The sequence below is a fragment of the Arthrobacter sp. D1-17 genome, from assembly GCF_054130535.1.
The window spans coordinates 3,081,723-3,105,810 of sequence record NZ_CP096382.1 but is presented as its reverse complement, the minus strand read 5'-3'; the positions used below and the strand labels follow the sequence as shown (position 1 = coordinate 3,105,810).

At 62.8% G+C, this 24,088-nt stretch carries 16 protein-coding genes and 3 rRNA genes; 7 read left to right on the top strand and 12 right to left on the bottom strand.

All coding sequences use genetic code 11. From position 1 onward, the window contains the following. Window positions 1-4: 4 nt before the first annotated feature. The 4 genes from M1E01_RS14385 to M1E01_RS14370 all read right to left on the bottom strand — a co-directional run bounded on the left by M1E01_RS14385 (window position 5) and on the right by M1E01_RS14370 (window position 4,668). Window positions 5-187 (bottom strand): PspC domain-containing protein, encoded by a 183-nt coding sequence (locus M1E01_RS14385; RefSeq protein ID WP_400481117.1) that lies wholly within the window; start codon window positions 185-187, stop codon window positions 5-7. A gap of 220 nt (window positions 188-407) precedes the next feature. Then, window positions 408-2,750: a multicopper oxidase domain-containing protein gene (locus tag M1E01_RS14380; protein ID WP_457972239.1), complete on the bottom strand. Its 2,343-nt coding sequence runs from the start codon at window positions 2,748-2,750 to the stop codon at window positions 408-410. Window positions 2,751-2,914: 164 nt separating this feature from the next. Further along, window positions 2,915-4,294 carry a GAF domain-containing serine/threonine-protein kinase gene (locus tag M1E01_RS14375; RefSeq protein WP_457972238.1) on the bottom strand — a complete coding sequence of 460 codons (1,380 nt, stop codon included), beginning with the start codon at window positions 4,292-4,294 and terminating at the stop codon, window positions 2,915-2,917. A 116-nt stretch (window positions 4,295-4,410) separates the two neighbouring features. Next, the gene (locus M1E01_RS14370) at window positions 4,411-4,668 is read right to left on the bottom strand and encodes a hypothetical protein (RefSeq protein ID WP_457972237.1); all 258 of its coding nucleotides are present in this window, start codon (window positions 4,666-4,668) and stop codon (window positions 4,411-4,413) included. 698 nt (window positions 4,669-5,366) lie between these two features. Between M1E01_RS14370 and M1E01_RS14365 the strand changes: the two genes are divergently transcribed. The 4 genes from M1E01_RS14365 to M1E01_RS14350 all read left to right on the top strand — a co-directional run bounded on the left by M1E01_RS14365 (window position 5,367) and on the right by M1E01_RS14350 (window position 12,142). Continuing rightward, window positions 5,367-6,892, top strand: a 16S ribosomal RNA gene (locus M1E01_RS14365). A 531-nt stretch (window positions 6,893-7,423) separates the two neighbouring features. Continuing rightward, a 23S ribosomal RNA gene (locus tag M1E01_RS14360) occupies window positions 7,424-10,562 on the top strand. A gap of 234 nt (window positions 10,563-10,796) precedes the next feature. Continuing rightward, a 5S ribosomal RNA gene (rrf, locus tag M1E01_RS14355) occupies window positions 10,797-10,913 on the top strand. The 16S, 23S and 5S rRNA genes sit together here, the layout of an rRNA operon. A 389-nt stretch (window positions 10,914-11,302) precedes the next feature. After that, window positions 11,303-12,142: an SDR family NAD(P)-dependent oxidoreductase gene (locus tag M1E01_RS14350; RefSeq protein ID WP_457972236.1), complete on the top strand. Its 840-nt coding sequence runs from the start codon at window positions 11,303-11,305 to the stop codon at window positions 12,140-12,142. Window positions 12,143-12,202: 60 nt separating this feature from the next. Here the strand turns inward: M1E01_RS14350 and M1E01_RS14345 are convergent, their stop codons facing one another. The 4 genes from M1E01_RS14345 to M1E01_RS14330 form a co-directional block, all read right to left on the bottom strand. Beyond that, on the bottom strand, window positions 12,203-14,353 hold the full coding sequence (locus M1E01_RS14345; protein ID WP_457972235.1) for a putative bifunctional diguanylate cyclase/phosphodiesterase: 2,151 nt from the start codon (window positions 14,351-14,353) through the stop codon (window positions 12,203-12,205). Between the two features lie 215 nt (window positions 14,354-14,568). Then, window positions 14,569-16,005: a UDP-glucose dehydrogenase family protein gene (locus M1E01_RS14340; RefSeq protein ID WP_457972234.1), complete on the bottom strand. Its 1,437-nt coding sequence runs from the start codon at window positions 16,003-16,005 to the stop codon at window positions 14,569-14,571. After that, window positions 16,002-17,147 (bottom strand): glycosyltransferase family 4 protein, encoded by a 1,146-nt coding sequence (locus M1E01_RS14335; RefSeq protein WP_457972233.1) that lies wholly within the window; start codon window positions 17,145-17,147, stop codon window positions 16,002-16,004. The genes M1E01_RS14340 and M1E01_RS14335 overlap by 4 nt, the downstream gene beginning before the upstream one ends. A gap of 126 nt (window positions 17,148-17,273) precedes the next feature. Then, window positions 17,274-18,173, bottom strand: a complete 900-nt coding sequence (locus tag M1E01_RS14330; RefSeq protein ID WP_457972232.1) for an HNH endonuclease — start codon at window positions 18,171-18,173, stop codon at window positions 17,274-17,276. A gap of 73 nt (window positions 18,174-18,246) precedes the next feature. Between M1E01_RS14330 and M1E01_RS14325 the strand changes: the two genes are divergently transcribed. Next, on the top strand, window positions 18,247-19,545 hold the full coding sequence (locus M1E01_RS14325) for an NAD(P)/FAD-dependent oxidoreductase (RefSeq protein WP_457972231.1): 1,299 nt from the start codon (window positions 18,247-18,249) through the stop codon (window positions 19,543-19,545). Window positions 19,546-19,640: 95 nt separating this feature from the next. Here M1E01_RS14325 and M1E01_RS14320 read toward each other — a convergent pair whose 3' ends face one another. The 3 genes from M1E01_RS14320 to M1E01_RS14310 are packed head-to-tail and all read right to left on the bottom strand — an operon-like array spanning window position 19,641 to window position 21,706. Beyond that, the gene (locus tag M1E01_RS14320) at window positions 19,641-20,330 is read right to left on the bottom strand and encodes a DUF3618 domain-containing protein (protein WP_457972230.1); all 690 of its coding nucleotides are present in this window, start codon (window positions 20,328-20,330) and stop codon (window positions 19,641-19,643) included. Next, on the bottom strand, window positions 20,331-20,759 hold the full coding sequence (locus tag M1E01_RS14315) for a phage holin family protein (RefSeq protein ID WP_457972229.1): 429 nt from the start codon (window positions 20,757-20,759) through the stop codon (window positions 20,331-20,333). It abuts the gene before it with no gap. After that, window positions 20,756-21,706, bottom strand: coding sequence for a hypothetical protein (locus M1E01_RS14310; RefSeq protein ID WP_457972228.1), 951 nt, complete (start codon window positions 21,704-21,706; stop codon window positions 20,756-20,758). Before M1E01_RS14310 ends, M1E01_RS14315 begins: the two co-directional genes overlap by 4 nt. Before the next feature lie 418 nt (window positions 21,707-22,124). Between M1E01_RS14310 and M1E01_RS14305 the strand changes: the two genes are divergently transcribed. Then, window positions 22,125-22,988 carry a DUF2382 domain-containing protein gene (locus M1E01_RS14305; protein ID WP_457972227.1) on the top strand — a complete coding sequence of 288 codons (864 nt, stop codon included), beginning with the start codon at window positions 22,125-22,127 and terminating at the stop codon, window positions 22,986-22,988. A gap of 103 nt (window positions 22,989-23,091) precedes the next feature. Then, on the top strand, window positions 23,092-23,811 hold the full coding sequence (locus M1E01_RS14300) for a MarR family winged helix-turn-helix transcriptional regulator (protein WP_457972226.1): 720 nt from the start codon (window positions 23,092-23,094) through the stop codon (window positions 23,809-23,811). A gap of 95 nt (window positions 23,812-23,906) precedes the next feature. Here M1E01_RS14300 and M1E01_RS14295 read toward each other — a convergent pair whose 3' ends face one another. Continuing rightward, window positions 23,907-24,077, bottom strand: a complete 171-nt coding sequence (locus tag M1E01_RS14295) for a hypothetical protein (protein WP_457972225.1) — start codon at window positions 24,075-24,077, stop codon at window positions 23,907-23,909. Window positions 24,078-24,088: the final 11 nt, after the last annotated feature.

Below are 24,088 nucleotides of genomic sequence, written 5' to 3'. Positions count from 1 at the left end.
GCCGCTACTTCTCCTTGGGAATGATGATCCACAACGCTATGTAGGCGAGCTCGCCCACACCAAACAGGCCGAAAAGCACGAAGCCGATGCGGACAAGAGCCTTGGAAATTCCGAAGCGCGCGGCGAGCGCTGCGCAGACTCCGGCGATCATCTTTCCCTGCCTGGGCCGAACCATGATTGCGTCCATGCCGCCAGACTAGCAGCCAGTGGCGGCGCGGTCAGCGGCCCGTTGCAACAGATTCCCCGGCCTACAAGACAAGCGCGAACGGACAGACGGGGCCCTGTCCCAGCATGCGCCAGGACCAGCTGGGACAGCATCGGAAGAACCCCGACGGCGGGCGGCCGGCGACGCTGGCAGCCCTCCCGCCGTCGAGCTTAGGGGGACCGTCCCCAGGGAGCGGAGACGATCAGGCGGCAGTTACGGTGACAGTCCGCGTCGCGAGGACCCTGCCGGTGATCCAGTGCAGGAAGTCGACGGCGATCGTGTACTTTCCGGGCGCCGGGGGACGCAGCAGCAGGTCGAACTTTTCGGCCGCACCAGACTTGATGATGCTGGTCAGCAATGGCTGTCCTACCAGCGATGGCTGAACGGCCGGGCCCGTGGGGCTGGGCGTGTTCCAGAAGGGCCGGCCGTCATGCGCAATCAGTTCAGCGATCCGTGCGGGCTTGCCGGCTGCGTCCATGAACCTGGTAAGCGTGGGGAAATAATCCACGTTCACGTGCCGCACCAGCGTGGGAAATGTACCTGGCCTGACGACGTTGGCTTTCATGGCCGAGATCGTCCACACCCGGTCTCCCCCTGGTCTGGCCGGAATGACGCCTCCGAGCAGGAAGAAATGCTTAGGTTCGAAGCGGTTAAGGCCCACGTCCTCACCGGACAGTCCCGCGGCGTGGTTCAGTTCATGCCAGCGCGGATCGATTGAGAACGGTGCGATCATGGCTTCGGTGGCAATGTCGTACAGCGGGCCTTCCGATGAGTGACGGCGTGTTCCCGGCGGGTTTGCCGGATCCGCAGGGGGATCGACGATCACCGCCCCGAACATGCCCATCTGGACGTGGAGGGGAGTGTTGACGTGGCAGTGGTAGAAGTAAGTGCCCGCTGAGCCGCGGTTTGGGTTGCCCCGTTCGGCCACTTCGGGCCGCCACTGGTAGGTGTAGTGCCCTGTCACCTCAAAGGAGGTGTGGCCGACGCCGTCATTGCGGGGATCGGGCTCAAGCCCGTGCCAATGGATGGTATGCACCCGCTTGCTGGACTTGATGGTGGCGTGGAAGATGTCGCCTTCCGTTATGCGCACGAGCGGCCCGGGGAGCTGGCGGCCTGACTTTTCGTCCTCGAAACTCCACACCTCGTGCTCGGAGCCGTCGGGGAACTCGAGTTTCCTGTTGAAGAAATCCATCTCCACGGAGACATCAGGCCGCAGCGGAAACTCGGTTTCGGGGCTGCCTTCGTGCGGCTGGTCGGAGGCGAAGTCCACCTGGCTTTGGAACGTGCGGTGGGCTTCGTCCTCCACCGTGCCGGGAAGGCCATGCTCGGGCACCGGGCCGGCAGCGAGTACCCAGTCGGACATCAACCCGCCGGGGTAGAGGCCGCCCGCCGCCGTCTGGGATGGTTCGGCGTGGCAGTGCATGGGATATTTCCAGTCAGCGTCCCTCGCGTTCCACACCTCGTCCACCACTTCCGGCGGCCGCCGGACCGGCAGCATGGCCTCCTTGCGTTCACCGGGCTGCAGCTGAACGGTGTCCTCCCACTGCTGAAGGATGACGTCACCTGCGGGGCTGACCCTGCCGTTGGCTCGCGGAAAGTCCAAGCCGTTGGCCCGCACCGTCCACACGTGGTTCCCGTGGTAGTGCAGCTGGTGGTCCACGATGCCGGCGTTGAGCATCCGCATGAGCTGGCCGGTGCGGACGGCGCCCCGCGCCGGGGACGCGCTGAAATTGCGCACGTCAGTTTCCCTTGGATGGCCCGAAGGAAGCGTGTCCTCCTCCCGATGCTTGTTGAACTCCTCATCCGGAGTGAGGGCAAGCGCCTGAAACCCCGAGTATCCGTTGAGCGTGAAATAGCGCGGCACGGCCGGAGTAGTGAGCGGGTTGACCGGCTGCCCCTGAGACGCAATGCGCGCCCAGTTCGGAGCTACGTCGTGGCACATCCACAGCCACTGGCGTTCAAATTCCGGTCCGTTTTGGCCCAGCCGCCAGGCGTTGCGCGGGTCGATGACCACCAGCCCGCCGTACAGGCCCAGCGTCCGCTCCACCGGCTCGGTGCCGGGATCGGAGAACAGGTACGTCCCGGGCGCCGGGGCACGGAACTCGAAAAGTTTCGTCCTGCCCGGGGCGATCTTCCCGCTCCTGACGTGTGCCCCCGCCGGGCCGGCGTTGTGGAAGAGCAGCTCGTGCGGCTGCGACAGGTTGTTCTGCAGCAGGATGCTGATGGTGCTTCCCGTCTCGGCGATCAGCGTCCGCTCCGGGAAGTAACTGGCCCAGTAAGCGCGTCTGGCCAGGAACTGCCGCTCGTGCGCCGGGTCCCCGCTGAAAGGCGCCGGCCTTCCGTAGGGCGGCACCGGAGCCTTAAGCGGATAGATCCGGCTGGCGACAACTTGGCCGGCTGCCGTGAACACCCGGGGGCCCATCTTCAGCGCCGGCTTAGGGTCGTTGATCCGGGTGGGCCTGTCGCCGAATCCCCGATGGTAGACGAGCGAACCGTCCACCATGGGCAAAAATCCCTCGTTGATGTGCATGCTCAGAGGGCTCATGACAGCCCCCGGTACTCATCACAGCTGAACGATGCGCTAATATGGGCAAGTCTTGTGCAGGTACTCAGGAACATGTCCCCCCCCAATAAGCGTTTGCGGACGCGCTCATCCTGCGCGGCAAAGCTGGGGAAAAGCTGGGTCGCTGGGGGAACCAAAGTGGGGGTCTAAGAGGAGTGGGCGGAGCTTGCGCTCCGGCTTTCCAAACGAAACTCAAGGTCACTAATCACAACAGCGGCCAGATCCTGCAGCGTTGCTGCCTCTTTCGGAGTGAGGACCCGGGGCTTGAAATCAAGGATGCATAAGGTGCCCAGGTTGTAGCCGTCCCGGGTGGTGAGCGGCGCCCCCGCGTAGAAGCGCAGGCCGAATTCTCCGGCTACAAGTGGGTTCGTGAGAGCCCGAGGGTCGTCGGGGGCGCTCTCCACCACCCAGACGTCGTCCTGCAGGATTGCCGAGGCACATAGTCCGGCATCTCGGTCGATTTCATTGACGTTAATGCCGTGGTGGGACTTAAACCAGATACGGTCATGGTCCACCACCGAGACGATGGCAATAGGAACGTCGAAAACCCTGGCTGCGAGTGCCGTGATCCTGTCGAAGGTGCCGTTCGGCGGCGTGTCCAAAATCCTGTAGCGGTGGACGGCGTCCATCCGCGCATTTTCATTCGCGGGAATGATGGCGGCGTCAACCTTGTGTCTTCCCCTGCTGTTGACCGCCAGGTGATCGAGTGCCTGGGCAACCTCGTAGGTTGATGGGCGCTCCTGCGGGTCCCGTGCCGTCATGGCAGCCAGAAGTTGCTGCCATTCCGGTTCCAGCCATTCCGGGATGGCCGGGTCATTGATCAGCCGGGCCAGGGCGCTCTGCAGGGGATCACCGCGGAAGACAGGCTCGCCCGTGAGACACTCGATCAGCACCAAGCCCAGTGAATAGACGTCGCTGGGTGGTCCCGTTGGCTCTGACTTCGCCTGCTCCGGGCTGAGGTAGGCCGCTGTTCCCAGCACTCCTCCGGTGTCATATTGGCGAGCGTCCGACATCAGCGCGATCCCGAAGTCCGTTAATTTGGCCCGCATCCTTGCGGCATAGTGGCTGTAATCGAAGACCAGGATGTTCCCGGGCTTGACGTCGCGATGGACCACACCATTCTCGTGGATGTAGCTCAGTGCGTCCGCAACGTCGTGGCCGATCTGCGCCGTGTGGCGTGGTGAAAGGGGTCCTTCCTGGAGCCGGTGCTTGAGGTCGGGACCCTCAACGAGCTCCATCACCAGGTAGACGCGGGGCGGTCCTGGTTCTGTCCGGTCCACCCCAGCGTCCAGGAGCGTGACCAGGTTGTGGTGGTTTAAGCGTGCTAGAACCTTCACCTCCGCGTCGTCGTCCCGAGCTGCCCCGGTAAACGCTGACTTGATGACCACCTTTACGGCGACGTCGCGGCCGAGGATTTCGTCAGCAGCGCGGTAGACGTGGGCCATTGCTCCCGAACCGAGTTGCTCCACCACGCGGTACCTGCCACCCAGTAAGGTGCCTGTTGAAATGCCAGACTGTTCGTCCATTGATTCCTTGAGTTTCCCGCGCAGGCCTGACCGGCCTGCAGTGCGTCAGTTGATGGTCAGCTTAAATGAAGCAGGAAGAGCCGGAAGAGAACGGCTCTTCCTGTGGCACGCCGGAGCTAGATGAGGCTGGGGGCGCTGGCCACAATATAGTCGGCGGCGGCCGGGCCGGTCATCGACAACTCATTTTTGTCGGGATCAATACCGAGGGCCTTCAGGCCGGCGCGGAGCGCTTCGGGGGTCTCGGGCTCGGTTCTGTTGATCAGGCTCCAGCTGGTGTAGAGGCCATAGAGCTCGTCCGGGGTAAGCCCTGTATCGGTTTCCCGGTCCGCAGTGAGAGCTTCGGCTACAAAGCGGTCAAAGTGTGTTGCAGTCATTAGTTCGCTCTTTCATGGCATGCACGTCGGTTCGCCGGTTCTGCTTCAGCGATGCGGCCCCTCGCGAAGGACGGAGCCAGTTCTTGAAACTTATGTGAGACAGACCGTTCTGTCTAGTTAGACTTCACATACGCAGGTCACGTGGCTGGCGCCTTCGACGCTTGTCGCGGGAGTGGCGGGCTGCGCAGCAAGCCGCCCGAGAGCGGGATCCTCATGCAGGGACCACATTTGTTCCCATGTCGAGGCGTCCTAGCCGTGGGGGTAGACCGATTTGCATGGCCTGTTGGACGTGTGTAAAGTAATTCGAGTCGCCGCCGCTGAAGCGGAAAAATAGCGACCGACCCCAACAAAACAGCCCAAACACGGTCGCCTATAACGGCGCGCTGACAAAGGGTGGGGACCTGCTTGGAAAGCCCAAATCGCAGAATTGCTGATTTGCAAGGCGCAGACAAGTCGGGTAAGTTTGAAAAGTTGCTCCGGAGCGATCCTGAACGTGGGTTTGGGTGGTGCCGGGTGTGTCTGTTGTTTGAGAACTCAATAGTGTGCCAAGTTTGTTGATACCGATTTTTTATTAAATTGGTTGAATTGCCGGGCTGCGCCTGCCCCTGTGGGTGTGGTCTGGTGTTTTGGCTGGTTTCAAATTTTGTGCAGCCTTCGTTCCTGTTATTTCCGGGGGTGTTGGTTGTGTCTGTTTTACTTCAACGGAGAGTTTGATCCTGGCTCAGGATGAACGCTGGCGGCGTGCTTAACACATGCAAGTCGAACGATGATCCGGTGCTTGCACCGGGGATTAGTGGCGAACGGGTGAGTAACACGTGAGTAACCTGCCCTTGACTCTGGGATAAGCCTGGGAAACTGGGTCTAATACCGGATATGACTCCTCATCGCATGGTGGGGGGTGGAAAGCTTTTGTGGTTTTGGATGGACTCGCGGCCTATCAGCTTGTTGGTGAGGTAATGGCTCACCAAGGCGACGACGGGTAGCCGGCCTGAGAGGGTGACCGGCCACACTGGGACTGAGACACGGCCCAGACTCCTACGGGAGGCAGCAGTGGGGAATATTGCACAATGGGCGCAAGCCTGATGCAGCGACGCCGCGTGAGGGATGACGGCCTTCGGGTTGTAAACCTCTTTCAGTAGGGAAGAAGCGAAAGTGACGGTACCTGCAGAAGAAGCGCCGGCTAACTACGTGCCAGCAGCCGCGGTAATACGTAGGGCGCAAGCGTTATCCGGAATTATTGGGCGTAAAGAGCTCGTAGGCGGTTTGTCGCGTCTGCCGTGAAAGTCCGGGGCTCAACTCCGGATCTGCGGTGGGTACGGGCAGGCTAGAGTGATGTAGGGGAGACTGGAATTCCTGGTGTAGCGGTGAAATGCGCAGATATCAGGAGGAACACCGATGGCGAAGGCAGGTCTCTGGGCATTAACTGACGCTGAGGAGCGAAAGCATGGGGAGCGAACAGGATTAGATACCCTGGTAGTCCATGCCGTAAACGTTGGGCACTAGGTGTGGGGGACATTCCACGTTTTCCGCGCCGTAGCTAACGCATTAAGTGCCCCGCCTGGGGAGTACGGCCGCAAGGCTAAAACTCAAAGGAATTGACGGGGGCCCGCACAAGCGGCGGAGCATGCGGATTAATTCGATGCAACGCGAAGAACCTTACCAAGGCTTGACATGGACCGGACCGCCGCAGAGATGTGGTTTCTCCTTTTGGGGCCGGTTCACAGGTGGTGCATGGTTGTCGTCAGCTCGTGTCGTGAGATGTTGGGTTAAGTCCCGCAACGAGCGCAACCCTCGTTCCATGTTGCCAGCGCGTTATGGCGGGGACTCATGGGAGACTGCCGGGGTCAACTCGGAGGAAGGTGGGGACGACGTCAAATCATCATGCCCCTTATGTCTTGGGCTTCACGCATGCTACAATGGCCGGTACAAAGGGTTGCGATACTGTGAGGTGGAGCTAATCCCAAAAAGCCGGTCTCAGTTCGGATTGGGGTCTGCAACTCGACCCCATGAAGTCGGAGTCGCTAGTAATCGCAGATCAGCAACGCTGCGGTGAATACGTTCCCGGGCCTTGTACACACCGCCCGTCAAGTCACGAAAGTTGGTAACACCCGAAGCCGGTGGCCTAACCCCTTGTGGGAGGGAGCCGTCGAAGGTGGGACTGGCGATTGGGACTAAGTCGTAACAAGGTAGCCGTACCGGAAGGTGCGGCTGGATCACCTCCTTTCTAAGGAGCACCTACGGATTCGTGCCGGCGTGTAGGCGCCGGTGGCGGGTTTGTCAGGAGTAAAGGCCCGTTGCGCAGGCGATCGTTCTGCGGCGGGTGCTCATGGGTGGAATATCAATGAATAGCGGCCGCTTGGTTCTTTTCTTCGTCTGGTACGGATGCTTTTGGGTGTCCTGGAACGGCGGGGCGGGGGAGTGGGTGGTTTCGTGTTTGGCACACTGTTGGGTCCTGAGGCAACAGGGCCGGGGTTTTTCGTGGTGGCGTGTCCTTTGGGGCGGGTGGCTGCGGGGGGTTCCGGGGTTTTGTTTGTTTCTGGTTTCCTGGCTGCACCGATCGCACGGTTTGTTCTCCCTTTGGGGGGTGTGTGGGGTGTGTGGTTTGGGGTTGTTGTTTGAGAACTACATAGTGGACGCGAGCATCTTTTATAAGAAGCAATTTCCAAGAATATGAACCTGGATCTGGCTGTGCCCTGTTTTTTGCGGGGTGTGGTTGGTTTCTGTGGTTCTCTCGAAATTTCTGATTGATCTTTGTGGTCAAGTTTTTAAGAGCACACGGTGGATGCCTTGGCATTAGGAGCCGAAGAAGGACGTAGGAATCTGCGATAAGCCTGGGGGAGTCGATAACCGGACTGTGATCCCAGGGTGTCCGAATGGGGAAACCCCGCCAGACGCGCGAGTGATCTGGTGACCCGCATCTGAACACATAGGGTGCGTGGGGGGAACGCGGGGAAGTGAAACATCTCAGTACCCGCAGGAAGAGAAAACAATAGTGATTCCGTTAGTAGTGGCGAGCGAACGCGGATCAGGCTAAACCGTTTCCATGTGTGATAGCCGGCGGGCGTTGCATGGGCGGGGTTGTGGGACTTTCTTTCCTGGTTCTGCCGGACCGGGAGGGTGTGAAGTGCTGGCATAGGTGAACGGTCTTGAAAGGCCGGCCGTAGAGGGTGTGAGCCCCGTAACCGTAATGTTGTGCACCGCCTGGAGAGTATCCCAAGTAGCACGGGGCCCGAGAAATCCCGTGTGAATCTGTCAGGACCACCTGATAAGCCTAAATACTCCCTAATGACCGATAGCGGACCAGTACCGTGAGGGAAAGGTGAAAAGTACCCCGGGAGGGGAGTGAAACAGTACCTGAAACCGTGTGCTTACAATCCGTCGGAGCAACCGCACCTTGTGTGCATAGTAGTTGTGACGGCGTGCCTTTTGAAGAATGAGCCTGCGAGTTAGTGTTACGTCGCGAGGTTAACCCGTGTGGGGAAGCCGTAGCGAAAGCGAGTCTGAACAGGGCGTTGCAGTGGCGTGATCTAGACCCGAAGCGAAGTGATCTACCCATGGCCAGGTTGAAGCGACGGTAAGACGTCGTGGAGGACCGAACCCACTTCAGTTGAAAATGGAGGGGATGAGCTGTGGGTAGGGGTGAAAGGCCAATCAAACTTCGTGATAGCTGGTTCTCCCCGAAATGCATTTAGGTGCAGCGTTGCGTGTTTCTTGCCGGAGGTAGAGCTACTGGATGGCTAATGGGCCCTACAAGGTTACTGACGTCAGCCAAACTCCGAATGCCGGTAAGTCAGAGCGCAGCAGTGAGACTGTGGGGGATAAGCTTCATAGTCGAGAGGGAAACAGCCCAGACCACCAACTAAGGCCCCTAAGCGTGTGCTAAGTGGGAAAGGATGTGGAGTTGCGAAGACAACCAGGAGGTTGGCTTAGAAGCAGCCATCCTTAAAAGAGTGCGTAATAGCTCACTGGTCAAGTGATTCCGCGCCGACAATGTAGCGGGGCTCAAGTACACCGCCGAAGTTGTGGCATTCATACGTGTTCTAAGCCTTTGTGGTTCAGGAGTGTGGATGGGTAGGGGAGCGTCGTGTGGGCGGTGAAGTCGCGGTGTAAACCAGCGGTGGAGCCTACACGAGTGAGAATGCAGGCATGAGTAGCGAAAGACGGGTGAGAAACCCGTCCGCCGGATGATCAAGGGTTCCAGGGTCAAGCTAATCTGCCCTGGGTAAGTCGGGACCTAAGGCGAGGCCGACAGGCGTAGTCGATGGACAACGGGTTGATATTCCCGTACCGGCGAAAAACCGCCCATGCTGAACGGGGGATACTAACCGCCCGAAGCCTGCCCAATCACCCTTGTGGTGTGCGGGTTTTGGTGGAGCGCGGGATCTGATCCCGGGAGGCAAGCGTATTAACAGGTGTGACGCAGGAAGGTAGCCGAGCCGGGCGATGGTTGTCCCGGTCTAAGGATGTAGGGCGAACGGTAGGCAAATCCGCCGTTCATGTGCCTGAGATCTGATGGGACCCCCGTTTGGGGGGATTCGGTGATCCTATGCTGTCGAGAAAAGCATCGGCGCGAGGTTTTAGCCGCCCGTACCCCAAACCGACACAGGTGATCAGGTAGAGAATACTAAGGCGATCGAGAGAATTATGGTTAAGGAACTCGGCAAAATGCCCCCGTAACTTCGGGAGAAGGGGGGCCCCAACCTTGAACACCACTTGCTGGTGGGAGGGGATCGGGGCCGCAGAGACCAGGGGGAAGCGACTGTTTACTAAAAACACAGGTCCGTGCGAAGTCGCAAGACGATGTATACGGACTGACTCCTGCCCGGTGCTGGAAGGTTAAGAGGACCGGTTAGCCGCAAGGCGAAGCTGAGAATTCAAGCCCCAGTAAACGGCGGTGGTAACTATAACCATCCTAAGGTAGCGAAATTCCTTGTCGGGTAAGTTCCGACCTGCACGAATGGAGTAACGACTTCCCCGCTGTCTCAACCATAAACTCGGCGAAATTGCAGTACGAGTAAAGATGCTCGTTACGCGCAGCAGGACGGAAAGACCCCGAGACCTTTACTATAGTTTGGTATTGGTGTTCGGAGTGGCTTGTGTAGGATAGGTGGGAGACGTTGAAGCCCGGACGCCAGTTCGGGTGGAGTCATCGTTGAAATACCACTCTGGTCACTTTGGACATCTAACTTCGGCCCGTAATCCGGGTCAGGGACAGTGCCTGATGGGTAGTTTAACTGGGGCGGTTGCCTCCTAAAAAGTAACGGAGGCGCCCAAAGGTTCCCTCAGCCTGGTTGGCAATCAGGTGTCGAGTGTAAGTGCACAAGGGAGCTTGACTGTGAGAGAGACATCTCGAGCAGGGACGAAAGTCGGGACTAGTGATCCGGCGGTACATTGTGGAATGGCCGTCGCTCAACGGATAAAAGGTACCTCGGGGATAACAGGCTGATCTTGCCCAAGAGTCCATATCGACGGCATGGTTTGGCACCTCGATGTCGGCTCGTCGCATCCTGGGGCTGGAGTAGGTCCCAAGGGTTGGGCTGTTCGCCCATTAAAGCGGTACGCGAGCTGGGTTTAGAACGTCGTGAGACAGTTCGGTCCCTATCCGCTGCGCGCGCAGGAAATTTGAGAAGGGCTGTCCTTAGTACGAGAGGACCGGGACGGACGAACCTCTGGTGTGTCAGTTGTACTGCCAAGTGCACCGCTGATTAGCTACGTTCGGATGGGATAACCGCTGAAAGCATCTAAGCGGGAAGCTCGCTTCGAGATGAGATTTCCATACACCTTGTGTGTGAGAGGCCCCCAGCCAGACCACTGGGTTGATAGGCCGGATGTGGAAGCGAGGACTAACGACTCGTGAAGCTGACCGGTACTAATAGGCCGATAACTTACACCACACACCCACCCCGCAAACGCCCCTTCAAAAGCGTTTGCACCCGGGGCGGGTAAAAGATCCAAGAGCGCTTGCGTCCACTATGTGGTTCCCAACCAACAAACCCGCCACCGGCAGGGTTTGCTGCCAGGGAACCCACAACTCAATAGCACAACACCACACCTGCCATAACCGGCAGGGCATGTTGTAACCACAGATTTTCCCACCCCCGCCACCGCGGGGGGACGGGTCACAGGGTTACGGCGGTCATAGCGTGGGGGAAACGCCCGGTCCCATTCCGAACCCGGAAGCTAAGACCCACAGCGCCGATGGTACTGCACCCGGGAGGGTGTGGGAGAGTAGGTCACCGCCGGACATAAATTACAGCAAGGCCCCGACACCACCGTCGGGGCCTTCGCTTTTTAACCACCCAAAGCCCCTCCCACTACACTCCCTACCGTCGATTCCCCTGACGCTCTCTCACCTCCGGCCGGTAATCCCGGGACCTCTGCCACCTCCTGCACCGCACCCCGCAAACCCTCCAGCAGATCCGGCACCAGGACGACAACAGGCACCCGGAACCCCGGCAGGAAATGGAAGAGCGCCGGCCCGGAAGCGGCAGGAAATGAGAGAGCGTCCGCCCGGAAGCGGCAGGAAATGGAAGAGCGTCCGAGGTGGAACACAACCGGCACTGGCGGCGTTGTCTGAGGGGGAGGAGATCTTTCCCGTGCAGCCCGCATACCCGTCGCACATTAAAGGACATTCATGGCCCAGCGAACCATCGTCATCACCGGTGCCAGTGACGGCATCGGTGCAGCTGCCGCACGGAAGCTGGCAGCGGCAGGGGAGCGAATCGTCGTCGTCGGGCGTTCCGCTGATAAGACAGCACGAGTGGCTGCAGAGCTGGGTGCCGATTACTTTGTGAGTGACTTCGCCGAACTGTCCCAGGTGCGTCACTTGGCTGCGGCGCTGAGGGACAAATATGACCGGATCGACGTGCTGGCCAATAACGCCGGTGGCATTATGGCTGGCCATGAGCTTACGGCGGACGGCCACGAAAAGACCTTTCAGGTCAACCACCTCGCGCCTTTCCTGCTAACCGTCGAACTGATGGACGTCCTCACCACCAGCCGGGCCACCATCATCAACACGTCGAGTGCAGCCAATGGATTCGGGCGGCTGGAGTTGGACGATCTCAACTCAGCACAGAAGTACTCGACGAACCGCGCCTACGGCACGGCCAAGCTGGCAAACATCATGTTCACTTCGGAGCTGCAGAACCGTTATGGCGCCGCCGGCATAAGTGCGGCGGCGTTCCACCCCGGCGTGGTCGCAACCAATTTCGCGGCGGAGTCCACCAGCTGGTTCCGCCACGCCTACAAGACGGTGCTCAACCGCTGCCTGCTGGCCGCGGAACAGGGCGCCGACACGCTGGTGTGGCTCGCGTCCTCCACTCCCGGCCAGGACTGGGTGCCCGGTGCCTACTACGCCAAGCGGGCCTTGACGAAGGCTAATAAGCAGGCCTACGACTCAGAGCTCGCCCGGGCATTCTGGGACCGGAGCCTAAAACTTGTGGGTGCAGGCGAGCCGGTAGCAGAGCGGTAAGAGCGGGTGCCGGTCAGGATTAACCGGTACGACAAGCCCAACCAGCGGCTGCAGTTGCCGTCAGTGCCTGATCCGCAGCCCCTCCAGCTCGTCGATGGCGTCGGCTGAGCGGAGGATGGCGATCTCCAGGCCGGCAGCCGGTTCCGGGAACGAGAACAGGTATCCCTGCAGGGAATCACACTGCCGGTCCGTCAGATACGCCGCCTGCGCCGCCGTCTCGACGCCTTCAGCAGTGACCTTTAGCCCGAGCGAGTGGGCCATGTTGATCATGGAACTGAGGATCGGAAGTTTTTCTGCGCCCGTCCGGATCATGGAGACGAAGGACTTGTCGATTTTCACCGCATCCACGGGAAGGTCCTGCAGCCGCCCGAGCGATGAGTAACCCGTGCCGAAATCGTCGAGTGCCACGCGAACCCCGGCACGGCGGAGGAGTTCCAGCTGCTCAATCAGGTGGTCGTCATGGTCGAAGAACACGCTTTCCGTCACCTCAAGCACCAATTGCGCGGAGTTCATGCCGCACGATTCCGCGAGCAGCAGCACCTCGTCGGCGAAGTCAGGCTCGCGAAGCTGGACCCCCGAGACGTTCACCGCGAGGGAGCGCGCGGGTGAAGCCGCCAGCCACGGGTGCAGCTCGCTGAAGCTTTCCTGCAGCATGTGCATGCCGACGATGGAAATGAGCCCGCTCCGCTCCGCCGTCGGAATGAAATGCGACGGCGGCACCCGCTCGCCGTCCCGGTCCCACCGCGCCAAGGCTTCCAGTTGCGTGACCTGGCCAAGCGCCGGCGACACGATCGGCTGGTAATTCACCGTGATCTCGCCGTTGTCGACGGCCAGGCGCAGGCCGGCTTCCATGTCCGTGCGCTGGACCAGCGCCGTCATCATTTCCGGCCGAAACCGGAGGTACTGGTTCTTGCCGGCGGCCTTGGCCGCATACATGGCGACGTCAGCACGGCGCAGCAGCTCCGACGCCGCAAGGACCCCTTCGCCCATTGACGCCAGGCCCAGGCTGAGGCTCGGCCGCAGCATCTCCCCGTCGATCCACACCGGAACGTTCAGCGAGTCAACGATATCCGCCGCCACGCTCTCGGCATCCGTGGACCCGGTCAGGAGAACCACGAACTCGTCGCCGCCCAGCCGCGCCACGGTATCGTCCGGGCTGACGCACGCCCGCAGTCGGCGGGCAACCTCGATCAGCATCTGGTCACCTGCGTGGTGGCCGAGGATGTCGTTGACCTCCTTAAAATCGTCCAGGTCCAGGAGGAGAACGTCGACGGCGGCACTGCACTCGCCGTGCAGCGCTTCCGTCAGCTGCTCGTGGAACAGCTTCCTGTTGGCGAGCCCGGTCAGCGGGTCTTGGAACGCCATGGCTTTCAGCTGGGCAGCCTGTTCGGCAAGTTCAGCCATTGCCTGCTTGGCCTGCTCCTGGGCTCGGCGCCTCGGCGTGACATCCCGGAAGCTCCAGACCCGGCCCACCACCCTGTCATCCACCTTCTGCGGCCGCGAATAACGTTCGAAGGTGCGCCCGTCGAGGAACTCCAGCACGTCGTGGCTTTCCGCCTCAGGATGCGCATACAGCTCGTTGACCTTCCTCAGGAAGGTTGCGGGATCGGAAAGCTGTGCCAGGACATACTGCATGACGGCCTCGTCATCACGGGCGGCGAGCATCTCCCGGGGGATCCGCCACATGGAAGAGAACTGATCATTGATCCCGGCGATCTTGCCGTCGGCGCCCACCACGAGGATGCCGTCCGCCGTCGACTCCAGCGTGGCGCTGAGAAGCGACATCGCTTCCCGCAGCCCTTCATCGGCCTCCGGCCGGTGGAACGCGGGGCGGATGGACGCAACCAGGAACGTACCCTCGTCCGAATCCAACAGCGAACTCGCCACCTCGCCGCGGAATTTGCTGCCGTCCTTGCGGCGGCCGCATGCATCAAAGGGCAAAGGAGCGGGAGAACCGGAGCCGTGGCTGCGGCGAAGGGCGGCCATATGCTGCTCTTGCCCGGCACTGAAGGCGTCGGGAAGGACGCTCCGATGATCCCGGCCCGCCAGGTCCTGCCGAACGTACCCGAACATGGTCCCGCCGGCCCGGTTCGCAAGGCGGATGACCCCGTCCTCAGCGATGACCAGCACAGCATCAGGCAGCGCATCGAAAACCGCCTGGAAGCCGGCTTCCGGGCCTTCCTGCCGGGCAGGAAACAGCGGGCCACCCATCAGGCACCCTTCGCATGAGACCGCGAATTCTTCATTGAGGAACCTCCCCCTTGGGGGAAATCATAGAGTCCCTGCCCAGGCAGGCTCTACCCCGGCAGGGAATGCTGACGCCATTCCTGGCGACTGGAACGGTCCTGTCTTGAACAGTCCTGACCTGCTCAGCCTGCGCTGACCTGCTCAGCCTGCGCTGACCTGCTCAGCCTGCGCTGACCTGCTCAGCCTGCGCTGATCCGGGCAGGCGCGGCGCCTCTAGCGGATGTGAAAGCAACGGAAGCAGCGGCAGCAGGCACAGTCACGGACGCGGCCGTGGGCCGGGCGCCGGTCCCCAGACCGCGCACTTCCCAGCCTGCCGCTTTCCAGATGGCAGCGTCCAGGACGTTGCGCGCATCCAGCACCGTCCGCCGTCGTACAAGCCGCCCGGCTGCAACCGGTGACAGCGAGCGGTATTCGTCCCACTCGGTGAGCAGCAGGATGAGCTCCGCGTCCTCCAGCGCCCTGTGCGTTGAGGGCTCGAAGCGCAGCTGGGGATAGCGCATCCACGCACTGTTGATGGCCTTCGGGTCGGTGACGGTCACGTGCGCTCCGGCCGCCGCAAGCTGCAGGGCAACGTCGAGGGCCGGCGAGTCACGGATGTCATCCGTGTCCGGCTTGAACGCCGCGCCCAGCACCGTGACTGTCCTGCCGGCGAGATGGCCGCCGCACAGCTCGCGGGCGGCTTCCACGGTGCGGACCCGCTGGCCGGTGTTGACGGAGTCCACGAGGCACATCAACCCGTTGAGCGACTCCACGCCATGCTGCACGGCCTGGGTCCTCAGGCTCCGGATGTCCTTGGGCAGGCAGCCGCCTCCGAAGCCGGGTCCGGCGTGAAGGTAGCGGCTTCCGATGCGCGGGTCCAGCCCCATCGCCTCGCTGAGTTCACCGACATCCGCCCCGGTAGCGTCGCACAATTCAGACATGGCATTGATGAAGCTGACCTTCGTGGCCAAAAACGCGTTCGACGCCGACTTGATCAGCTCCGCGGTGGCAAAGTCGCACACCAGCCGCGGAATGCCTGCGAACAGCAGGGGTGCGTACACCGTATCCAGCAGCGCGGTCACTCCCTGCGAGGTGCCACTTCCCGGAGCGAAGGCGGCGTCCCTGCCGCCTGGCACGCCGTACACCAACCGGTCCGGCACCAGCGTGTCTTTCACCGCGGTGCCCTGGCGCAGGAACTCCGGGTTCCACCCCAGCAGCACGTCCGGGCGGTCCGCGAGGATTCCGCCGATCTGGTCGACCGTACCCACAGGCACCGTTGACTTGCCGACGACGGCGGCACCGCGGCCCAGGTGCGGAAGGAGACTTTCCGTCGCGGAGAACAGGTAACTGAGGTCCGCACCGCCGGAGGTCTTGGACTGGGGAGTGCCCACACACAGGAAATGCAGCTCCGCGCCCGCGGCGGCCGCGAAGTCTGTGGAGAACGTGAGCCGGCCACAGTCATGGCCATCCCGCAGCAGCTCATCCAGGCCCGGCTCAAAGAACGGCGCATCGCCGCCGCCTAGGTGCTCCACTTTGGCGGGATCGACGTCGATTCCCACCACGGTGTGGCCCATCGAGGCGAGCGTCGCGGCGTGCACAGCGCCGAGGTAGCCACACCCGATAACGGAAATTTTCACAGTGCAGCTCCTTCGGTGGGACGGACGGCAGGGGCTCCTATGACCTCCCAGTAGTGCCGGACCAGTTCTGCGCACAGTGCAGGCCACGTCCTGCCCTGGACCGCAGCGTGCGCCGCGGTGGCGAATGCGCGGCGCTTGGCGTCGTCGCCCATCAGGTCCATGACCCGGCTGCGGAGCCCGGAGAGGTCGCCCGGTTCGTAGAGCCAGCCGGTCCGGGAGTTCTCCACCAGGTCCAGCGGGCCGCCGCGGCCCGTAGCCACCACGGGGACTCCCGACGCCATGGCTTCCTGGATCGTCTGGCAGAAGGTCTCGAATTCACCCGGGTGCACAAACAGGTCGAAGGACGCCACAGCCCGGGCCAGCTCTTCACCTCCGAGGAAGCCGGTGAAAACAGCACTTGGAATGGCTTCTTCGAGCGCGCCGCGCTGGGGCCCGTCGCCCACGATCACCAGCCGCGTGCCTGGCACGTCGGACAGCACGCCCAGGTCCTCCACCTGCTTCTCGACCGCGAGCCGCCCCACATAGCCGATGAGCCGCTCACCGCCGGGGGCCACGGAAGCCCGCCAGCCGCCGTCGCGCTTTTCCGGGCTGAAACGCGCGGTATCCACACCGCGCCGCCACATCTCCACCCTCGGAATCCCGCGGCCGCGCAACTGGTTCAGCGCGAAAGTGGACGGCGCCAGCGTCCGTCCGGCCAGAAGATGGATGTTCTCAACCCGGTTCCAGGCCCAATTCTCGAGGAACGGCACACCATAGCGCCCCGCGTAGCTCGGAACCTCGGTCTGGTAGACCGCCACGGTGGGGATGCCCAGCTGCGAGGCCGCCTGGGCAGCCCGCCAGCCAAGCACGAACGGCGACGCCAGGTGGACCACATCAGGGGCGTAATCGGCAAGGATTCTCTTGACCCGATACACACCGCCCAACGCGACCCGGACGTTCGCATACCCTGTCACCGGCACCGAAGGAAGCCGGTGCACAGCCGCGCCGTGAACGACATCGAGAACGCCGGTGTCCGTCGTCGACGGCGCGATCACCAGCACCTCGTCACCCCGCTCCTGCAAATGCTCCAGCACCCTCAGGACCGAGTGCGTAACCCCGTTCATCAACGGCAGGAATGATTCGGCGACTATTGCGATCCTCACCCCTCTACGGTGGCCCCAGAGTCTGACACGGCGGGGGAGCGGGCGTAGCCGGGAGGGAAAGGTTGGGTTAACGGGAGTGCGTTTCGGCGGACAACGCAGGCGGGCTCCGCCGGCCGGGATTTCCGCCTAGTGCTGCTCCAGGATGCGGCGGGCGTTCCGCTGGGCTTCGAGCTCCTCCGGGGTGACGGTCTGCCCGGCCAGGTAGCCGGCTCCGGTGATGAGCTGCCTGAGTTCAGCGACAGTTCGGGGCGTGGCAACGCCGAGGTGGGCCATCGCATGGCAGTTCGAACATAACGGCACCAGATCGGCCACCGGGTCGAGTTGGTAGTCACTGCCGAGGAGTTCCGGCGGAACGAGATGGTGGACTTCGATGAAGCCGGTGCCTGCCGGGCCGTAGGTGGCTTCGAAGGAGAGGCCGCAGGCGGCGCAGCTGGTGCCATGGTGTGCGATACACACCCGTTGCGCCTCGATGCTGCTTTCGAACCGGTTTACCTGCACCCGGCGGACTGCCTGCCCCGGGTAGCTGCCGGGGATGAGGTGGCCGGGGGCCGGTGGCTGGGACGGGCCGAATCCGCGCCACACGGCACGGATCTTCGCCTCGAGGAGCGGCTCCAGAACCGTCACCGGGCGCACCGGCGTAATCCATGGAATGTCCGGAACGATGTCCGCAAACAGCGACGGCGGCAACTCGTCGCCGGGCGGGATGAGGGCGTCATAAGCAACAGAGATGCGGGTGTGGCCGGGGTGGGGAGGGGGAGTGGCCCCGTGTGGGACAGGTTCCGGTTCTCCTGCAGATCCCGGCCCTTCACGCCGGGCGCCGGAGACAACGGTGCCATGGCCCAGCAGGCCGCAGCGCGTCCGGCCCTGCAGCCACAGCCACACCTCGGTGCCTGCGAGGATCCGATCGGGTCCCGTCATGGTCCAGTCCGCCAGAAACTGCCCGGTTTCGCTCACGCGTTCGACGGCGGCCGCATAGTTCCAGCCGTCCCTGCGGTCCGGGTTCCACATCAGGATGATTGCTGCCATACGCCTATTCTTACAGCGATCCCCGCGGGTGAACCTGCTGCCTTTAGTGGCGCTACCGGGTAGGGTCGAGGCCATGACAGCCCAATCCGGCCCGGCCCGGTCCAGCACTCCGCCCGTACCGCCGTCGTCCGTGCCCGGCGCCTCCACGAAGGGGACTCTGATCATCGCTGGACGCGGCAACAGGCATCACGAGGTGGTGGTGGTCGGCGGCGGCAACGCCGGGATCTCTCTGGCAGCGCGGCTCCGCCGTTACGGCATCCGGGATATTGCTGTCGTGGAACCCAGCGGCAGGCATCTCTTCCAGCCGCTCTTCTCTCATATTGGCGGCGGAACGGCCAAGGCTGCCGAAGCCGTCCGTGCCCAGGCGTCGGTAATGCCGGACGGTGCCACCTGGGTCCAGGACAGCGCCGTCGATATCAGGCCCGGGTCCAGCACAGTGGTGCTTGCCTCCGGTGGCGAGGTCACGTACGGGCACGTGGTGGTTTGCCCCGGCCTGCAGCTTGATTGGCACAAGGTGCCCGGTCTGGCCGAGGCCATTGATTCTCCATATGGGTCCTCCAACTACGTCTACGAGCTGGCCTCCAAGACATGGGGCTTGCTCAAAGAGCTGCGCAGCGGGACGGCCGTGTTCACCATGCCGTCCGGCCCGGTCAAGTGCGGCGGCGCCTCGCAGAAACCCATGTATCTGGCCTGTGACTACTGGAGACAGCAGGGTGTCCTGGACAAGCTCCGGGTAGTGCTGGTGGTCCCCACGCCCACAGTCTACGGAGTGCCCGGTGTGGATGAGGAGCTGAACCGGAAGATCGCCGAGTACGGCATCGAGCTGCGCTGCAACAGCGAGGTCGTCTCCGTGGATGCGGAGGGGCGGACGGTGCAGGTACACGATTCGCAGGCGGACCGGACGGAGGGCTTGGCCTACGACGTTCTGCACGCGGTGCCGCCGCAATCCGCTCCAGATTGGCTGAAGGCCACAAGCCTGCCGGCAGAGGGGGAGAGCGGCGGATTCGTGGAGGTTCATCCTGAGACGCTGCGGCATACCCGCTACCCGAACGTATGGTCCCTGGGCGATGCTGCGGGCACCAGGAATTCCAAGGCCGGCGCGGCCCTTCGAAAGCAGACCACCGTGCTGGCCAAGAACCTGAAGGCCGTCCTGAAGGGAGGCGAGCCCACGGCCAAGTACAACGGCTACTCGGCGTGCCCGTTCACGGTCTCCCGCTCAACCGTCGTGTTTGCCGAGTTCGACGATCAGTACAGGCCGATGCCCACTCTTCCGAAGGTCCATGTGGCCAAGGAACGGCGGTCGACTTGGATCCTCGAGCGTGATCTCTTCCCTGGTATTTACTGGAACCTCATCCTCAAGGGTCGTGCGTAGGAGCACGGGACCGGGTACTTACCTCCTGTAGAGCAGCATATAAAAACGGCCACCTCACCGGTGTGGTGAGGCGGCCGCTGTCGTGGTGTTTGGGTTCAGGTGTTTTGGCCTTGGTCCTTGACATGGGCTGCGGCGTCGGTGGCGCTGGTTTTGACGTCGCTGGCGGCGGTCTGGCCTTCGTCCTTGACGTTCTGGACGGCGTCGGTGGCGGTGGCCCTGACGTTTTCCATGGCTTCCTGGGCGGGTTCCTTCATGCCTTGGGCCATGTCCTTGGCCGCTTCGGTGAGCTGGCTGGTCATGGGCTCGGCGGCGCTCTTGAGGGCTTCGGCTGCTTCGCGTTCCTTCTGGCTTGGCGGGATCAGCGAGGAGACGAGCAGTCCGGCGCCGAAGGCGATCAGGCCCGCGGCCAGGGGGTTGCCCTGGGTCTTCACCGCGGCCTGGTGCGGCGCGTCGGCGACGGCGGAACCAGCGCTCTGGACGGCGGAGCCGACGGTGGAGCCGGCGTCCTGCAGGCTGGAGGTGACGTTGGTGCGGGCGTCGTGCAGGGCTGAGCCTGCGTTGCCGGTGGCGGAGTGCATGCCGCCGGAGGCGCTGTGGGTGGCGTGGTCGGCTGCTCCCATGACTTTCTCCTTCACTCCAAACACGGCGTTTTTCACCTTGTCCGTTTGGCGGTGGACGATGTTTGAGGGGGTGACTTTGTCCGCGACGGCGTCCACGTTGGTGCCCAGCCGGGCGCGGGTGGCTTCGATGTCGGCGCGGATGGCGTCCGGGTTCTCGCTGCTCATTTAGTGGCCTCCGTTGGGTTTGAGGGTGGGTGGGATTTCCTGGACGGTTTCGGCGGTCTGGGGCATGCCCTTGATCCGCTTGAATTCCTTGCGGCCGGTGGCGGCGAGAACCGCGGCGATGATGCCCCAGATCAGGGCGACGACGACGGCGGACCAGCCCAGGCCCATCAGCTCGCCCAGGGCGTACCAGAGGGCGAGGGAGAGGAACAGGAGCACGAAGTGCCCGGCCACGCCGGCGCCGGCGAACATGCCCGAGCCTTTGCCGGCGCGGGTGGCTGACTGCTTCGCTTCAACCTTGGCGAGCTCCAGTTCCTGGCGCATCAGGGTGGACAGGTCCCGGGTGACGTCGCTCAGGAGGTCACCCAGCGAGGTCGAGTCCGCTTTGGCGTGCGCGGCCGTCGGGGGAGTGTCGGGTATCTGGCTGCTCACAGGGGACGACCTCCACCCTCGGCATACGGGTCATCGACGTCGCCAAGCGGAGCTCCTGGAGTGGCACCTGCCGAGAAAGTGGGCGATGCCGTGCCGGCTGTACCCGGACGGGTGGGCTCACCCACGCCAGGCTCTCCGTATACCGGGGTGCCAGGCTGTCCGGCGGACGGTTCTTCGAAGCCCGGTTCTCCATAAGTCGGGGCGCCGTAGGCCGGTTGTCCGTAGGCAGGCTGGGCCGCTGTGGTCTCGTCGTAGAACGGCTCTCCGATGCCTGCAGTGACGGCGCTTTCTGTTGCCGGGGCCTGAACGGGCTGCGGAGGGATGGTGCTTCCTGCCGCCGTCGTAGTTTCCGGGGTTCCGGCTTGGAGGCTGCGGCCGAGGCGTCCGGCGAGCAGGCCTGCGCCGGCGGCCAGGAGCAGGAAGGTGCCGGGGCGCTGGCGGGCGAAGGACTTAACCTCGTTCAGCAGCGAGCCCGGATCCCGGTTTTCCAGCCAGGACGCGACGGATTCGGAACGCTCGGCGGCCTGGCGGATGAGGTCCGAGGCCACGCCCTGCTGCTCGGGGGCATCGGCCATGGAGCGCAGCTGCGAGGAGATGGTGCGGACACCCTCGGCGGCCTTCTGCTGCTGGGCCCCTGCCTGCTCGGTCAGCCCGGACCTGGCCTGGTTGAGCAGGTCCCTGGTGTTGGTCTTGACTTCGGCGGCGACATTCGCGGCCTCGGCCTTGGCGGTGCCCGCCACGTCCTGGGCTGCGCCCCTGGCCTGGCCGGCGACGTTCGAGGCTTCTTCCCTGGCGGCTTCCTTCTTGGAGGATGCCCCGCCCTGCTCGGCGAACGTCCCGGTTGTTCCTGTGGTGCCGGTTGTTCCTGTGGTGCCGGTTGTTCCAGATGTGCCATAGGGGTCTACGGGGTACGGGTCAGCGGCCTGCGGCCATTGGTTCTCTGTCATCTTCGCTCTCTCTTTCCGAAAGGGGCAGCTGCTGTTCAAGAACCAGCGTTGCTGGCATGCAATGGTAAGCATGTTTACTAATAAATGGTAAGCATCCTTTGCTTTTTTTCTTCAGCCCCTTCTGTAGTTCCGCCATCGGCTTGCCCTTCAGGACGCTTACGTCCCGGTGGGCAGAATGCAGCACCTCCGTCGCCCAGTCTGCCGAAAGAAAAAAAGCTAAGCAAGCTTGCCAACATGATAGTAAGCATGCTTAGGGTGTATGTGTGGGGTTGAGTCGCAGCGACCTCGCCGACAAAGCCCGGCGGCATGGCAGAGGTGTGGCAACAGGGGTGGCAACGGACATCCCGGGGACACCTTCACACCGCCGTTACGGTCCGATATAGCCAATGCACCAGTAGTCAAGATCCAAGGAGACAGGATGCTCACCAAGGAACACATCGACGACCTGCTTAAGAAGGACGGCAACATCCTCTCCGCTGACGGAGACAAGATCGGCTCAATCGGTCAGATCTATGCCGACGATGACAACGGCCAGCCCACTTGGGTAACGACGCCCACGGGTCTTTTTGGCACCTCCGAATCCTTCATTCCCCTTGAGGGCGCCCGCCTTGCAGGCAGCGACATCGTGGTCCCTTACACCAAGGATCAGGTAAAGGACGCACCCCGTGTGGATACCGACGGGCACCTGGAACCGTCAGAGGAGGACCGGCTCTACGAGCACTACCAGCTCAACGGCGCTGGAGCTTACGGTGACACCGCAACCGGCCGGAACGACGTCGAGCTCAACGGCCGTGATGCCAATACTGAGCGTGACGCCGCTTTCGCCGCCGGACGCAGCGGGACTTACGCCGCTGCCGGCGCTGCGGACACTGTAGGCCACGACACCTCTGGCCCTTCGACGGATGGCACCATGACGCGGTCCGAGGAGCGTTTGAGCGTCGGCGCCGAGAGGCAGGCAACCGGCAGGGCGCGGCTGCGCAAGTACGTGACGACAGAGAATGTCACGCAGACCGTACCCGTGCAGCATGAGGACGTTCGCTTGGAGCGGGAGCCTATTACGGACGAAAACATCAGCGCGGCTACGATCGGGCCGGACATTAGTGAAGCCGAGCACGAGGTGGTTCTCCACAAAGAGCGAGCCATCGTGGACAAGGAGACGGTTCCCGTGGAGCGCGTACGGCTGGACACGGAGACAGTGGCCGACGAGGTCACCGTCGACGAGCAGGTCCGCAAGGAGCGCATCGAGACGGACGGCGTCGACGACGCCCTCCACCGGCGCTGACGGGGACAACTCTGAGGGGCGGCACGTTGCCGGCGCTCAGGGGCAGTAACGCCGGAGCGCCGCTCCGGGCCGACTCACGTTCAAAAAGGGAGAGGCGGAACTGATGGTCCCGAATGCTGACGCGGAGCAATGGGGTCCTCACCAGTTGCTGTCAATGGCTGCCCGGCTCATCCAACGCCGGCAGGACCAGGCGTTGGCCGACCTTGGCCTGACCCATGCTGCCGTGATTGCCCTGCAGGGCCTCACGGCAGGTCCGCTGAACCAGGAGCAGCTCGCGGAAGAGATTCACGTCCGAAGCCAGTCCCTGGGCAGGGTGCTGGCGCGCCTTGAGGAGGCAGGCTTCGTGGCCCGGAAGTCCAGTTCCCTGGACCGGCGGAGCAACGATGTATCCATTACCGAGGCCGGGCTGCGTGCCTTGGCGGCTGCCCGGCAGGTGGAGAAGGAAACGCTGCCCCCCGATATAGTTGAGGGCACCGTCTTGAGCCGCGAGCTGGCGCGGGTGATCAGCTACTTTCCAGGTTCTCCCCGTCTTGGTTCGCGGCAGCGGAAGGGGCGGACCACACGCCCAGGCATCCACGGGGAGGGCACGAACGCTCAGGCTGCCGAGGCTTTGACGGGTTCCGATGCCCACCAGTTGGAGTCCACGGGGCCAGAATCTGGGGAACCTTCCGTTCCGGAAGCCGGAATACCCGAATCGGGGGAACCGGGCCTGCGGGAGGAATCCGGGCGTCCTGCGGAGCCGCCGTCAGGGCGGCCCGACGGCGATCCGGGGCAGAGCGCCGCAGAACAGGCAAGGCGCCTGAACGGCAACCGGGAACTCTGAATTTAAAGCTGAATTTAAACAGGTGACGTTGTTCCCGCACTGCCTCGTGGCCGTGCGGGAACAGCGTTGTTTTGTGTCTTTTCCAATATGAATCACTAATTTGAGGTGCAACTGCTCTTGGCGATGTGGTTTGGCCAGCTGCCGATGCGGGCACGCATTGGATCGGGCCAGTTGCCGATGGCACGACCCATGGGATCAAGCCCGTTGGCGATGCGGGAGCGGCGCGAGTGGGCTGAGGCAACGAAAAGCTGGGTGTGGTTGGACATGGCATGTCTCC